Raw genomic sequence first — 14801 nt, forward strand, 5'->3', positions numbered from 1 at the left:
TATTATTTTGATATTATTTTGATATTATTTTGTATCATTATTTTAATTTTTTGTCAACTTTTTTATTTTCTTTATATTGTAAAGTAGATCCATCTTTTAAATTAAAAATTAATATATCATCTTCTACTTTAAATGTTTGAACTGTATCTAATTTTTCTAAATATTCAGATTCCATTTTCATAACTTTATCTGAACCAGCCATTAGAGTTGATCCTAATTTTTCTAACTTAATTTTATTTCCTTTTTTCTCATATCTTCCAAAGTAATTATTTAACCCAGAGAATCCATAAAAATTATGTTCGTCAAACCCTATTAGTACATTTGGAATAGAGTTTTCTTGAATTAAGATATACTCTTTCCCTACTAATCTTTTATTTTTTGTTGTCAAGCTTGAACACCCTCCAAATAAAACTGAAATCATTAATAGTATTCCTAAGATTTTTTTCATTATTTATCACTCCCTGATTTTTTATTAATAACTATTATAATTATTGCTGCTATCAACAACATTATAAAACTTACAACATGCGGGGCTCTAAACCCATACAACATTAAATCTTCTGCTCTAAAGAAACTCACAATTATACGATTAATACTATATATTATTATATATGTCCACCAAATTGTTCCTGTAGCATAATTTTTTTTCCTCATAAAAAAATATAAAAAGAAAAAACCTATAAAATTAAGTGCTGCTTCATAAAGCATTGCTGGATGAAGAGGTAAATTAGGAAATTCTGATCCTGCTGGTGATGATGTCGGAAACACTAATCCCCAAGGAACTAACTCTTTATATTGAGCTTTTTCAGTTAAACTCATCAAATTATAACTATTATACCATTGATAAAAACTTGGTTTTAAATTAAATATCACTTTTAGTGGAGTAAATGTTGGAACACCATGTACTTCTCCATTTGCTAAGTTTCCAAACCTACCTATACCTTGACCTAAAAGTAGCAAAGGTGCAACCATATCTCCTAATAAAAATGGATTTAACTTTTTCCTATGAGCATAAATCAAAGTTCCTATAAATCCACCTATTATACCACCATGTATAGCCATTCCACCTTTCCATACAGCTATTATATCCTGAGGATGAGAAAAGTAATAAGTATAATTGAACAATACATAATACAATCTTCCTCCTAAAAGACCTGACAGCATTGCAATAAAAGCGTAATCTTCAATAATATTTTTTGATATTCCTTTTTTATCAGCTTCTTTTTTTAACAATTCTATTCCTATAAAAAATGCAATTGCGTAACACAATCCATAATAGCTTAATTTAAAACTGCCTATTTGTAAAAATATTGGATTCATATAAAATCTCCCTATTTGTAATTTTTGTATATCTAGCTTTGATTTGATTATATCACCACTTCGAATTTTCGTAAAACTTTTTTTATTTTTTTCTACATTATTTATTAAACCAATGTCCTTTTTATATTTTTTTTGTATAGTTTTTGTTAACCTATATTTAATTATTGTTTATTTTTACAATTATAGTTGAATTTTTAATGATTTTAGATTAAAATATATACAGTTAATATAGACTAAAATATCAAGGAGGAAAATATGCATTATCATGCGCCTATTACAGAAAAAGTTTTCTGGATTGGAACTAACGATAGAAAAACTGAAAGATTTGAAAATTATTTGCCATTACCGCAAGGTGTTGCTTATAACTCATATTTAATAAACGATGAAAAAACTTGTATCATCGATACAGTTGATTTCTCAACTGCTGGATTATTTATTGAAAAAATAAATGGAATTTTAAAAGGAAAAGCTCTTAACTATATTATAGTTAACCACATGGAACCTGATCATTCTGGTTCTTTAGGGGAGGTTATGGCTCACTTTCCTGAGGCAAAACTTATTGGTAATGTGATTACATTAAAAATGATTAAAGCTTTTATTCCTGATTTTGATGAAGCAAAATTTATCTGTATAAAAGAGGGAGATAAATTAAGTTTAGGTCATCATACTCTAACTTTTGCTATGGTACCTATGGTTCACTGGCCTGAATCAATGGTTACATATGATATAACTGATAAAATTTTATTCTCTAATGATGCCTTTGGAAGTTTTGGAACTTTAGACGGTGGAATTTTTGATGACGAAATTAACTTCTCTTTCTACGAAGATGAAATGAGAAGATATTATTCTAACATAGTTGGAAAATATGGACCTCAAGTTTTGAATGCTATTAATAAATTAGGTGGACTTGAAATAAAATATATTTGTCCTTCTCATGGAATTTTATGGAGAAAAGATATCTCTGTAGTTATCAATCACTTTGCTAATTGGGCAAGCTTTACTCCTGAAGAAGAGGGTGTTGTTATCGTATATGGTACTTTATATGGAACAACTGCAAAAATGGCAAATGTTATTGCTAGAGAACTTGCTTGGAATGGAATTAAAAATATAAAAATATATGATGCCTCAAAAACTGATCACTCATACATTATTAGCGATATTTGGAAATATAAAGGGCTTATTATTGGATCTGCAGCTCATAACAATGATGTTTATCCTGTTTTACAAGGACTTTTACATAAATTAAAGAATTACGGTTTAAAAAATAGATATCTTGGAATTTTCGGAAATATGCTTTGGAGTGGTGGTGGAGTAAGAGGAATACAAGCCTTTGCTGACGCCCTTCCTGGTTTAGAAGTTATCGCTGATGCTGTTGAAGCTAAAGGAGAACCAACTCCAGACGATCAAAGAAAATTAGAAAATATTGCTAAAGCTATGGCTGAAAAGTTAAAAAGTGAAAGACAGTAATATCTAAGACTTTAAAGAGAGCAAAACATGCTCTCTTTTTTTACGTTAGGGAGGTTTTTAATGAAAAAAAATATTAAACAAATTAATAAAGAAGCGATTATTACTTGTTTACTGTATCTTTTTTATTTTTGCTGGTGGTATTATTTCGCATATATTTATAAATCAGATACTAATGAATTTATTTTAGGTTTACCTAGTTGGTTTTTCTATTCATGCGTTTTAGGATTAGTTGTTATAAACGTATTAGTTTTTATAGCAGTTAAATGCTTTTTTAAAGATGTCGATTTAGATTAGGAGGATTAATGCTTATACTTTTACCAATTATTTTATATCTTTTTTTAATGTTAGGTGTTGCTTGGAAAGTCAATAAAATTAAAAATAGCGGTAGCGTTGATTTTATGGAGGAATACTTTATTGGAAGTAGAAATATGGGGGGATTTGTTCTTGCTATGACAATTATTGCTACTTATATAGGTGCTAGCTCATTTATAGGTGGACCTGGAGTTGCGTATAAATTAGGACTTGGATGGGTTTTACTTGCATGTATTCAAACACCTACTGCTTTTTTAACCTTAGGGATTTTAGGAAAGCGTTTAGCTATAATATCACGTAAAATTGGTGGTCTTACTATCACTGATTTACTTAGGGCAAGATATAAAAATGATATTGTTGTTATTCTGGGGTCTGTTATCATGCTAGTTTTCTTTATTGGAACTGTTGTTGCAAACTTTGTTGGTGGAGCAAGACTTTTTGAAAGTGTCACTGGGCTTCCCTATATTGTTGGATTAGTTATTTTTTCCTTTGTTATAATTACTTATACAACTATCGGTGGATTTAGAGCTGTTGCTCTAACAGACGCTATTCAAGGTGGGGTTATGTTAATTGCTTCAGGTATTTTATTTTTCACTCTTTTAAAAAATGGCGGTGGAATGGAAAATATTATGAGAACAATTGAGCAAACAAATCCTGCTCTTTTGACACCAGATTCTGGTGGAGCAATTGCTAAACCATTTATTCTTTCTTTTTGGATGTTAGTAGGAGTTGCTATTCTTGGTCTTCCTGCTACATCTGTTAGATGTATGGGATTTAAAGATAGCAAATCGATGCATAATGCTATGATTATTGGAACATCTGTTGTTGGGATTTTAATGCTTATTATGCATTTAATTGGAGTTATGGGAGTTGCTATTCTTCCTGGAATAACTATTGGTGATAAAATAATTCCGACCTTAGCAATTTCAAAATTACATCCTATTTTAGCTGGTGTATTTATAGGTGGGCCTCTTGCTGCCATTATGTCTACCGTTGATTCATTTTTAATTTTATCATCTGCAACTATTGTCAAAGATTTATATATTAACTATATTAATCCAAATCCTGGAGATAAAAAAATTAAAAAACTTTCACTATTTACTTCACTATTTATAGGAGTAATTGTTTTTCTTTTATCACTTGATCCTCCTGAACTTTTAGTTTGGATAAATCTTTTTGCTCTAGCAGGTCAAGAAGCTGCATTTTTCTGTCCTATTATTATGGGATTATATTGGAAAAGGGCTAACGCTCTTGGTGCTATATCCTCTATGATTTTTGGTGTAGCTTCATATATATATTTTTCTGTTTTTAAAATTAGTTTTTCTGGGCTTCATCAAATTGTACCAGTTATTGCCATGAGTTTATTAGTCTTCATTTTAGGGTCTTTCTTAGGTGAAAAACCTGATGATGAAACTATTGATATCTTCTTCAATCTTTAAAGATAGAAATGCTCGAGATTATCTCGAGCATTTTATTTCTATAACTTCACCTGGTTTATTTAGACTATACCCATCTAAACTCTCTATTTTTTTCTTTAAAAAATCAGATTTCAAAAATTTAATAAACTCTTTAATTTTTTCACTATTTTTTATTTCTGGATTTATTAAAAAATCATACTCCTCTTTAGCTAAGGGAATAAAATCTAAATCTGCTATTTTAGCAGCCTCCATTATTCCTAATCCAGCTTCAGCTGTTCCATTTTTTATAGCCATTGCTACATCTAAATGAGTTGCAACTTCATAGTCATACCCTTTTAAATTTATATAATCTAAGTTTTCATCTTTTAACCAATAATCTAAAAGTATCCTTGTTCCTGATCCTCTTTGTCTATTTACAAATTTAATATTTTTTTCTAATATATCTTTGATTTCCTTTAAATTTAAAGGGTTTCCTTTTTGGACTATTAACCCCTGGATTCTTTCGACACCTTTCACTAACATCATATCTTCACTTGGAAAATATTTTTTTATAAAAGAAATATTATATTCTCCACTTTCTTCATCTAACATATGAATGGGTGCAATATCTGTATTTCTCTGCTTTATTGCTAATATCCCTCCGAAACTTCCCACATGAGTAGAGCATAGTTTTATAGAATCCCCAATTAAGTCCATAACAATATCATGACTTCCTATTGATACTAAATTATTATCTATCTCTTTTAATGGTTTTAATAACCTTACCTTTACTCTCTCTCCTAAACCAATCCCTTCAACTGATTTAGATATTTCCAAAATTCCATCTGCTTTTGATAAGCTCGTTGTAATCCCCGCTCCTCTAGCTAAAGGCATTACTATATACTCATCTTTATTTTTATGTAGAGTTACCCTCACAAGCTCTTTATGTTTTAAAGACGACACAATACTTTTTCCTAATTTTCCCTCTATAAAATTTTCAACATTAAAAATATTAGTCATCTTTTCTAAAAGTGGTTTCATAAATATATCCATCGCTAAATATGCTGAAACTGGATAGCCTGGTATCCCTATAACTGGTTTTCCATTTATTTTTCCTAATATTGTTGGTTTTCCAGGTTTAATTGCTACTCCATGAATAATAACCTCTCCTATTTCTTCAATCACATTTTTTGTATAATCTTTACTACCTGCTGAAGACCCTGCATTTACAACTAAAACATCATAATTTTTAGAAAGTTCTTTTAACTTTTTTTTCATTTCATTATAATTATCTTTTAATTTTTCTTGAATATGTGGTATCCCACCCCATTCCTTTATTTGAGCTGAAAAAATATAAGAATTACAATCAATTACTGATTTTTCCTTAAACTCTTCTTTAAATATGTCTATAACTTCATCTCCTGTTGGAATAATAGCTACCATTGGTTTTTTATAAACCTCTATCTCCTTTATTCCTCCAGTTATAAGTGCTCCTAAATCTTGAGGTAAAATCTTATGATTTGACTTTATTAACATTTCTCCTGCTACAATATCTTCACCTATTGGCCTTATGTGTTGCCACGGCTTTGCGTTCTTTATACTTTTAAAGTTTCCATCCTCTAATTCAATTAACTCTTCAATCATAACAACACAATCCCCTAAAGACAAATCCAGTGGATTTCCTGTATTTACATATTTAAAATCATTTTCATTTAAGTACACAGGAGTCACTTCCGTTGCTTCTTTTATTTTTTCTGAAAAAAGAAAAATTCCATCCATTGCACTTGCTGCATATGTAGGAGAACAATAATTAGCATAAACAGCTTTATAAGTAACTCTTCCTACTGAATCTAAAACTGATATTTTTTCGCTTTTAAAATCAAAAGATATTTCTGAAAAATATTTTTCTAAAGCTAATTCTACATCAATATTATCTATATAAATATTTCTTTTAGACATTCAATACAACCTCCACTAATTCTCCTTTATAAAGTCCTTCTTTATGTTCTGGTATAATTATATAACCATCTCCATCTAAAATTGGTCTTATCATAGAAGATTTGCTAACAAGTGGATAAACTTGTACTTTTTGATCCTCTGTCTTTAACTTAACATTTATGAAACATGTTTTTCCAGGGTCACCATAAATATTTTCTTTTAACTCACCATATACTTTTACTCTTTTTTTATTTAAAAATATCGGTTCAACTAGAGCCTTAAAAACATTTACTCCTGATTGAGGATGTCCTGGCATTCCAAAAATAAATTTATTTTTATATTTTGCTATTATAGTTGGCTTTCCAGGTTTTAAAGATATTCCATGAACAAATATATTACCCCCTATATCTTCTATGGCTTTTTCTGTAAAATCTCTTACTCCTACAGAACTACCACCAGAGATTAATACAACATGAGCTATTTCCAAAGCTTTCTTTAATGTTGATGATAATATACTTAAATCATCTTTTACTAAAAATGTACTGGTAATCTCTCCTAGTCCCTCTTCAATTAGAGCTCTAAAAATATTTGTGTTTATATCATAAACTTCACCTATTTTTAATTCTTTTCCTAACTCTACAATTTCATCTCCTGTAGAAATAATTGAAAACTTTATTTTTTCGTAAACTTTAACTTTAGATATTCCAATAGACGATAAAACACCTATATGACTTGATGTTATTCTTTCGCCTACTTTAACTAATAAATCATCTTTTTTTATCTCAGACCCTTTTATAATTATATTTGAAAGTTGTGCAATACCTTTATTAATTAATATTTCCTCCCTTAAAGTTTCGCAATCTTCTATCATAACCATAGCGTCTGCTCCAATAGGAAGCATCCCTCCTGTTGGAATATACATACACTGCCCTAAATCTATCCTATTAACATTCTCTTCTCCCATTTTCCCATTACCTATATTTTTTAAAGGAATCGGTGAAAATTCACTAGCACCACAAATATCTTTAGCTTTTACAGCATAACCATCCACTGTAGATCGATCAAATGATGGTAAATCTATATTTGATACTATATTCTCTGCTATAATTTTATTTAAAGAATCTTCTAACAAAACTTCTTCTATTTTTAATTCTTTATCTAATTTTGATACTATGCTATCTATAGCTTCTTTTAAACTCACTGTTTTAAAAAATCTCATTATTCCTCCTGATATTTATTTATTAACCAACAAATACCTATACTTAACTGTAATAATAATATCATTGGAAGTGCTAACATAATTTGAGATATTATGTCTGGTGGTGTCATTACTGCTGCTACTATAAATATTATTAATATCATAATTGGTTGTTTTTTCTTCAATGTTGTGGCTTTTATAAGCTTTAATTTTGCTAATAATGCTGCTAAAACAGGCATTTCAAATACAATTCCAAAAGTAAAAATAATACTTAATACAAAATCTAAATATGACCCTATCGAAATCATTTGAGCAATCTCATCTCTTTGGAATTTTTGAAAGAACTCTAACATTGTTGGTAATACCATTTTATAAGCAAAATAACTTCCAGTTATAAAAAATAACAATCCACCTATAAAAGAACCTACTATATATAATCTTTCATCCTTATAAAGACCAGGAGATACAAAGGTCCATATCTGTAAAATTGTTATTGGTGATGCTAAAATTATTCCTCCTATTAATGATATTTTTAGATAAGCTAAAAATAATTCTGGAGGAGTTAAATAAACCAATTTCATACTTTTATTCATATTCAAAAATATTTCAATTAATATATTTGAATATTCATAACAAATAAATGTTGTGATTAAATTAGCAACAACTATATATAACATCCTTTTTCTCAACTCTACTAAATGTCCTAGCATTGTTAAATTTTTATTTTTCACTATTTCCCTCATTCTTTGATTGTGTATTTGGGTCTATATCCTTACTAATATCGTTAGCATGTCCTTTAAACTCTTTTATAGCTTTTCCTAAACTTTTTCCAATTTCTGGTAGCTTTGATGGTCCAAAAACTACTAATGCTATACATAATATTAATATCAATTCAAACGGTCCTAATCTTCCAAACATTTTTTATCTCTCCCCTTATTTTATTCTATTTTCAAAAGTATAAATTATTGGATCATTTTTTCCAATCCTTCCAATTAAACAAACTCCCAATTTTTCTGCTAACTCTATTGCTAAACTACTTGGAATACTAATTGTAGCTACAACAGGTATTTTAGTTGCTACAGCTTTAAGCACCATATCTAAAGATAATCTTCCTGTAGTAGTTATAACTGAATTTTTTAAATCAAATTCTTTGTTTAAAGCTGCTCCAATAACTTTATCAACAGCATTATGTCTTCCTATATCCTCTCTTATGACAACTTCACCATTTGCATTTCCAATTGATGCACAATGCATTCCACCACTATTTTTATACATCGCTGCACCTTCTAACATATCTCTTGCAATTTTTTTTATTCTTTCTAAAGATATTTGATTAGAATATTCTATTTTCTCTTTTTCCATAACTTTCTCATCAAAAAGTGCTCCACTTCCACAACCACTTAAAACTACTTTAGGAATAGTAAATAAATCATCTTTTACTTCTCCTAAGGTATATGTTGCAATGAGTTTTGCATCTTTACATGCCGCTATACTTTCTAACTCATTTTTATTCTTTATTATTCCTCTTGTATAAAGATGACCTAAAGCTAAATCTTCTAAATCATATGGTGAACACATAAAAGTTACCATTTTTTCTCTATTTACTTTTAGCTCTACTGGTGCTTCTTCACATACATTAGTTTTTTTTAACATATTACTCCTTTTTTATGGATTTTCAAACTGTCCTACCTCTACCCATTCACACAATCCTTTTGCATGTCCAAAAATCATATATGTATCAGAAAAAAGATATTTAGCTCCATTTGAAGCTTCCACTATTTTTATATCTATATATTCTTTATTTTTGATTATTTCATCTATCAAATCTTCTATATCATCCCTGTTAAATGGAGATAGTTTAAAAATTTCTAAAGATGTTGGTCTTGGATATAATTGAGATTCTTTTCTAACTAAATCAATTATTACTTCTTGAATATTTTTTTCTTTCAAATTAAATAAAACATCTCTATATGTATTGCTAATATAATCTTTTGAATAAAAATATACTTCTGTTTTTCCTCTAATTATATCTATATCTTTTGTCTTTTCACTATTTTTTAATTCTTCTATCACTCTTTCAATTTTAGAAGCCTTTATTTTTAAAGGCTCACTTTCTAATTCATATTTACTAATTAATTTTCCTAATTTTGACGCTTCCCTTATAGACTGAGCTAAAATCTCTATATTCATTTCTCTTCCCTTTTTGTTTTTATGCTGGTAATAAATTTAATCTTTCAAGCTCTGCTGCAACATCGGACATTCCCAATCTATTTAATGTTTCTTTTGTTGGAGCTCCTGTTTTTTCATCCCATCCCATCTCTTTATAGAACATTGTCAGTGCAACTTGCATATCCTCTCTATCCATCTTATCTGTTCCAGGAGTAAATGCTTTAATATCTGGATCTTTATCGAATACCCAATCAGTCATTCCATCATGTTCTTCTCTCATATTAATTGTATTCATATTTTTTACTGTTAATGCTCTATGTAAAGTAAATACTCTCTCTGCAGCTAAATCTAAACTTTCTTCTGTATAATTTTCTCCTGTTACCACAGTCATAAATTTAGATTCTAAAGCTAAGTCGCCTCTATAATTTCTTGATTTATGTGGAGAAACTGTCATTGGCCACATCCAATTACAAAGAGTTAAAGAATCATGTAAGCAATTTTTTACAATAGCCCATTTAGCTAATTTAGCTTTATACTCATTCATTGGACTATAATTTAATGGTGGATCTATTCCATCAGGTGAACCTACAATCTCTGCTACAACCTCTTTTTGAATCTCTATTGGCAATCCACTTCCAACTAAATTTACTAAAGTATGACTTTGAGCATCTCTATTGAACATACAGCTTATTAATGACCCTACTTGACCATTTGTCTCGTTAGAATGATGTTTTGGAAATCCTAATCTTGACCATAACCCATATTTAGGATTATTCCAATAATCATCTCCAAAGTCCCATCTTTTAGCAACCCAATATGCTCCGTCTCCAAGATGACTCAATTCTCCCTCTTTATAAGCTATCCTTCTATAAAAATCAATTAGAAATGCCGGATCTTTTTCTTCTAATAAATTCCACGGAATAGAGTTATACTCCTCTTCTGATAAGACCTTTTTAAAAATTCCACTTTCATATCCATGTTTTAAATCTGTTCCAATAAGACCATAGTTACACCATACTCCATAGTCATCAGCTAATGATGCTCCAATAACTGCAGCAAACATTTTTCCGTCACCTTTCTCTTCTATATCTTTATTTCCTTTAAACATCACTCTTTGAGGTGAAAAGTACCCCATACAAGTATTTGCTACATAAGGTGATAATCCATAATCTTGCAATTTAGGTACCTTTAATTGGCTCATACATCTAATTGGGCATGATTGACATCCTCCCATTCTTACTGTATATTTTTCTGCTGAAGGACCTAAATCAAATGTAGCTTTCATTGTTCTATAGCCCACTTTATTTACGTCACCTGCTGCTGCAATTCCAGTTTCTATCGGTCCACCCTCTGCTGCACCCCAAGTTAATCCTTCTCTAGCTGTCCATCTGCTACCTTTATGATGAAACTCAGACCACGGTTGTGGAGTACTTGGTACAACATGTTGATTGTTTGCTCCAATTAAATCTTTCATCATATAATTATTTAACTTTAGTAACTCTCTACCTTTTCCAGCAATATTGACAGCATTAGTCCCTTTTACTCCAATAGCCTTTAACATCTTTGATCCTAATATACCGCCATGGCCACCTGCTGAATGACTTAATCCGTTCATAATTACAGAAAGATTTACCATATTTTCTCCTGCTTGACCTATTGCTGCTATTGAAGCCTCTTTTCCCATTATTGCTCCTAATTGAGCTGTTGTATCTTTTATCCCTTTACCCCATACATTTGTTGCACTTTCTAAAGAAACTTTATCATTATCTATTTTTAACCAAACTGGTCTATTTGATTTTCCTTCAATAATTATAGCATCATATCCCGCATATTTTAATTGAGCTGCAAAATTTCCTCCCATATGCGAATCTCCTACAGCATTATAAGGATTTGATGGAAATAGCGATGTTATATTTGTTCTAGAACTTGAAGGTGCTCCTGATCCTGTTAATGGTCCTACTGCAAAGACTATTTTATTAGCTTCATCAAAAGCTTTTGTTCCTGCTGGTACTTCATCAAATATAACTTTATATCCTATTCCCATTCCACCAATAAAATCTTTATATTTAGACGTAGGTTCTTTTGTTATTATTCCTGTTGTTAAATTTACCCTTAAAATATTTCCTGCCCATCCATATGATTTACTCATTTTTTATTTATCCCCCTCAATTATCTCTTACTAAAAAAATGTGCTTTGCTGATATCTTCCCACTTAATAACTTTTAAAGCATCTGTAGGGCATCCTCTAACGCATGACCCACAAGTTGTACATTTTGTCGCATATCCATTTTCTGTATCTATTGTAGGTAAATTCCATGGACATGCTTCTGTACAAACTCCACACCCTACACATTTATCTTTTAAAACTACTCTTGCACCTGTTCTTGCATCAGCTACTATAGCTCCATTAGGACAAGCATTAGCACAAAACGGTTCTCTACATTGCTTACATGTTACTGGAGACATCTTTAAATTCCCCATTTGCCCATCTTCATACTGATAATTTATTTTAGGGCCTGTTGTTCCAAAGTTATAATTTTCCCCAACTTTAATTCGAGATAAAAATGGTTGAACTTTTCCATCATTTTGTAATGTACATGTTATTTCACAACGCTGACACCCTGTACATTTCGATCTATCCACTACTAATAACCCTTCTGGTAAAGCTGTTGCCGCCATTGCTTCTTCACCAAAACCAAACATTGACAAGATTGAAGAGGTTACTGCAAATCCAGCCACTCCTTTTCCAGTTAATTTTAAAAATTCTCTTCTTGTAGTTTCTTTATCAAAAACCTTATTAATTAAACCTTTAGACATTACGTCCCCCTTTGTATTATTTTTCCTTCATCTACTTCATAAATATAATTACTTATTCTTACTGCTTGTTCGTAATCATGTGTTACTATAATTATTAAACACCCCATATCCCTTAATTCACTCAATATTCTTTCTACTACATATGTGCTTTTTTTATCCATACTTGCGGTAGGTTCATCTAAAAGTAATATTTTTTTATTATAAAGAATTGTTCTAATAAATTGAATTTTTGCTTTTTCTCCACCAGACAAATTATCTACTGATGATTCTTTCAATTTTTCTATTTGAAACTCTTTTAAAAAAATAGTTACTTTATCTAATTCTACTTTCAAATTTCTCAATTTAAATGGTTCAGTTAAGTTATAAATAACATTTCCTTTAAAAAATAGTGGTTCTTGTGTAGATAAAATTACATTATCTCTATCATATCTTAAATTTCCTTCATCATAAGATAAAATACCACCTAATATTTTTAAAAGAGTACTCTTTCCAGCACCATTTCTTCCCAATATTGAATAAATTTTTCCTTTAGAAAAATTTAAATTTGTTATCTCTAGAATTAGTCTATCTTCATAATATTTTTTTAAATTTTTTATCTCTATCAATTATTTCACCCATTTTATTAAGAAATTTAATAGAAAAGAAATACTAAATAAAATTAACGCTATTACTAAAGAAGTATTATAGTTTCCCATAGATGTTGATAAGGCTATATATGTTGTCATTACCCTAGTATGACCTTTAATATTTCCTCCAACTAACATAACCGATCCTACTTCAGAAATTCCTCTGGCAAAAGCTACTAAAAATATTCCTAAAAACCTAGTTTTTAACTCTCTAAAAAAAACTCTATTTAATTTATTCGACGGTATATGTAAAATTTTACAAGTTGTTAAAATTCTACTACCATCATCTTCTAAAAGTTCTGAACATAATGTTATAACAAGTGGCAATAGCAATAAAAATTGTGCTATTATTATTGCTGTTGGTGTAAACAGCAGATTTAAAGGTCCCAAAATTCCTCTCCTTGAAAGCATTAGAAGTACTACTAATCCAAATATTATTGTTGGGACTCCTGTTAAAGCTCTAAAAAACTCCAATATTTTTTTAAAAATTTTATCTTTTCTAAAAAATAACCCAAGGCTTATAAAAAATCCAACTATTGAACTTAAAATGCTTGCAACTCCTGTCACAAATAAAGATAGTAAAACAATCTCTATTATCTCTTTATCCACATTAATTACCTACAAAAAATAATGGTGTACCAAATTCACTTTTCCCATAATTTTTCATTATTTCTTCTGCTTCTTTTGACTGCATAAACTCTATAAATATTTTAATATCATCTTTTTTTGACTCTTGAACATTTGATAGTTCTAAAATTGAATATATATTTTTTAAAGGTTCTTTTTCATCTAAAGGCACTTCTTGTAATTTAAAATTTTCTTTTACTTTTAAAAATGTTCCACTATCAGATAATGTAAATCCTTGTAATTCAGAAGTTAAATTTAGAGTTTTAGCCATTCCTAATCCAGCTTCTTTATAATTTTTAAAATTCTTATCAACTTGTGCTTCTCTCCACATCGCTAATTCTTTAGAGTGTGTACCTGATTTATCACCTCTTGATATAAAGATTAAATTTTCTGTTGCTATCTTGCTTAATAATTTATTTAAGTTTTTAGGATAGTTTGTTAAATCTTTCTCATTATCAGTCACAACTACAAAATAATTATACATTAACGGGTATCTTTTTACTCCGTATCCATCTTCTATAAACTTTTTTTCTCTTCCCGGATCATGAGTAAATAAAATATCTACATCTCCCCTTTTTCCAAGTTCTAAGGCTTCTCCTGTCCCTTTAGCAATCCATTTTAATTCAATTCCTTTTTCATTTTTTAATGTTTTTGAAATCTCAGTTAAAAACCCTGTATCATCTAGCGATGTCGTGGTCCCCATTAAAATTTCTCCTGCATAAATATTTGTACATATTAATAAACTTGTTAAAAATACGGACTTTTTCATTATAATCCCTCCTCATAAAATATGAATAATTATACTATCATACTAGTTTTTTTACAACTTTTTTTATTCTTTTTGTTTTATTTTAATTTTTTTTATACTAAAATAGAATAAAATTAAAATAGGATAAATTTAAAATTTATCCTACATTTTTTTTATTATTT

General features: G+C 29.3%; 16 protein-coding genes. 3 read left to right on the top strand and 13 right to left on the bottom strand.

Features of this window, described 5'->3' with window-relative positions; genetic code table 11:
- Positions 1 to 37 precede the first annotated feature (37 nt).
- Both HMPREF0202_RS08945 and lgt read right to left on the bottom strand, forming a co-directional pair.
- On the bottom strand, positions 38 to 448 hold the full coding sequence (locus HMPREF0202_RS08945) for an META domain-containing protein (protein WP_023050487.1): 411 nt from the start codon (positions 446 to 448) through the stop codon (positions 38 to 40).
- Positions 448 to 1320: a prolipoprotein diacylglyceryl transferase gene (gene lgt, locus HMPREF0202_RS08950; protein WP_023050488.1), complete on the bottom strand. Its 873-nt coding sequence runs from the start codon at positions 1318 to 1320 to the stop codon at positions 448 to 450. The genes HMPREF0202_RS08945 and lgt overlap by 1 nt, the downstream gene beginning before the upstream one ends.
- Before the next feature lie 255 nt (positions 1321 to 1575).
- On the opposite strand from lgt, the gene HMPREF0202_RS08955 reads away from it, so the two are divergent.
- From HMPREF0202_RS08955 to panF, 3 genes are read left to right on the top strand one after another with little or no spacing between them, the layout of a single operon-like run.
- Complete coding sequence (locus HMPREF0202_RS08955) at positions 1576 to 2787, top strand: FprA family A-type flavoprotein (protein WP_023050489.1); 1212 nt, start codon at positions 1576 to 1578, stop codon at positions 2785 to 2787.
- A 60-nt stretch (positions 2788 to 2847) separates the two neighbouring features.
- A complete protein-coding gene (locus HMPREF0202_RS08960) occupies positions 2848 to 3081 on the top strand; it encodes a YhdT family protein (protein WP_023050490.1) in 234 nt (77 codons plus the stop codon).
- 8 nt (positions 3082 to 3089) lie between these two features.
- Positions 3090 to 4538, top strand: a complete 1449-nt coding sequence (panF, locus tag HMPREF0202_RS08965) for a sodium/pantothenate symporter (protein ID WP_023050491.1) — start codon at positions 3090 to 3092, stop codon at positions 4536 to 4538.
- A gap of 18 nt (positions 4539 to 4556) precedes the next feature.
- Here panF and HMPREF0202_RS08970 read toward each other — a convergent pair whose 3' ends face one another.
- Genes HMPREF0202_RS08970 through HMPREF0202_RS09020 form a run of 11 tightly spaced genes read right to left on the bottom strand, consistent with a single transcriptional unit; the run spans position 4557 to position 14640 of the window.
- A complete protein-coding gene (locus tag HMPREF0202_RS08970; protein ID WP_023050492.1) occupies positions 4557 to 6455 on the bottom strand; it encodes a molybdopterin biosynthesis protein in 1899 nt (632 codons plus the stop codon).
- Positions 6448 to 7653 carry a molybdopterin molybdotransferase MoeA gene (locus tag HMPREF0202_RS08975; protein ID WP_023050493.1) on the bottom strand — a complete coding sequence of 402 codons (1206 nt, stop codon included), beginning with the start codon at positions 7651 to 7653 and terminating at the stop codon, positions 6448 to 6450. The genes HMPREF0202_RS08970 and HMPREF0202_RS08975 overlap by 8 nt, the downstream gene beginning before the upstream one ends.
- Positions 7653 to 8363 (bottom strand): twin-arginine translocase subunit TatC, encoded by a 711-nt coding sequence (tatC, locus tag HMPREF0202_RS08980; protein WP_051364151.1) that lies wholly within the window; start codon positions 8361 to 8363, stop codon positions 7653 to 7655. The genes HMPREF0202_RS08975 and tatC overlap by 1 nt, the downstream gene beginning before the upstream one ends.
- A complete protein-coding gene (locus HMPREF0202_RS08985; protein WP_023050495.1) occupies positions 8353 to 8550 on the bottom strand; it encodes a twin-arginine translocase TatA/TatE family subunit in 198 nt (65 codons plus the stop codon). Before HMPREF0202_RS08985 ends, tatC begins: the two co-directional genes overlap by 11 nt.
- A 15-nt stretch (positions 8551 to 8565) precedes the next feature.
- Complete coding sequence (gene fdhD, locus HMPREF0202_RS08990) at positions 8566 to 9285, bottom strand: formate dehydrogenase accessory sulfurtransferase FdhD (protein WP_023050496.1); 720 nt, start codon at positions 9283 to 9285, stop codon at positions 8566 to 8568.
- Positions 9286 to 9297: 12 nt separating this feature from the next.
- A complete protein-coding gene (locus HMPREF0202_RS08995) occupies positions 9298 to 9822 on the bottom strand; it encodes a hypothetical protein (protein WP_023050497.1) in 525 nt (174 codons plus the stop codon).
- 19 nt (positions 9823 to 9841) lie between these two features.
- Positions 9842 to 11950, bottom strand: coding sequence for an aldehyde ferredoxin oxidoreductase (locus HMPREF0202_RS09000; RefSeq protein ID WP_023050498.1), 2109 nt, complete (start codon positions 11948 to 11950; stop codon positions 9842 to 9844).
- 20 nt (positions 11951 to 11970) lie between these two features.
- The gene (locus HMPREF0202_RS09005; RefSeq protein WP_023050499.1) at positions 11971 to 12618 is read right to left on the bottom strand and encodes a ferredoxin-like protein; all 648 of its coding nucleotides are present in this window, start codon (positions 12616 to 12618) and stop codon (positions 11971 to 11973) included.
- Complete coding sequence (locus HMPREF0202_RS09010; protein ID WP_023050500.1) at positions 12618 to 13223, bottom strand: ABC transporter ATP-binding protein; 606 nt, start codon at positions 13221 to 13223, stop codon at positions 12618 to 12620. The genes HMPREF0202_RS09005 and HMPREF0202_RS09010 overlap by 1 nt, the downstream gene beginning before the upstream one ends.
- Positions 13224 to 13853 (bottom strand): ABC transporter permease, encoded by a 630-nt coding sequence (locus tag HMPREF0202_RS09015; protein ID WP_023050501.1) that lies wholly within the window; start codon positions 13851 to 13853, stop codon positions 13224 to 13226.
- A 1-nt stretch (position 13854) separates the two neighbouring features.
- Complete coding sequence (locus HMPREF0202_RS09020; RefSeq protein WP_023050502.1) at positions 13855 to 14640, bottom strand: ABC transporter substrate-binding protein; 786 nt, start codon at positions 14638 to 14640, stop codon at positions 13855 to 13857.
- Between the last annotated feature and the right edge of the window lie 161 nt (positions 14641 to 14801).

Origin of the sequence: Cetobacterium somerae ATCC BAA-474, assembly GCF_000479045.1 — a bacterium.
GTDB classification, from domain to species: domain Bacteria; phylum Fusobacteriota; class Fusobacteriia; order Fusobacteriales; family Fusobacteriaceae; genus Cetobacterium_A; species Cetobacterium_A somerae.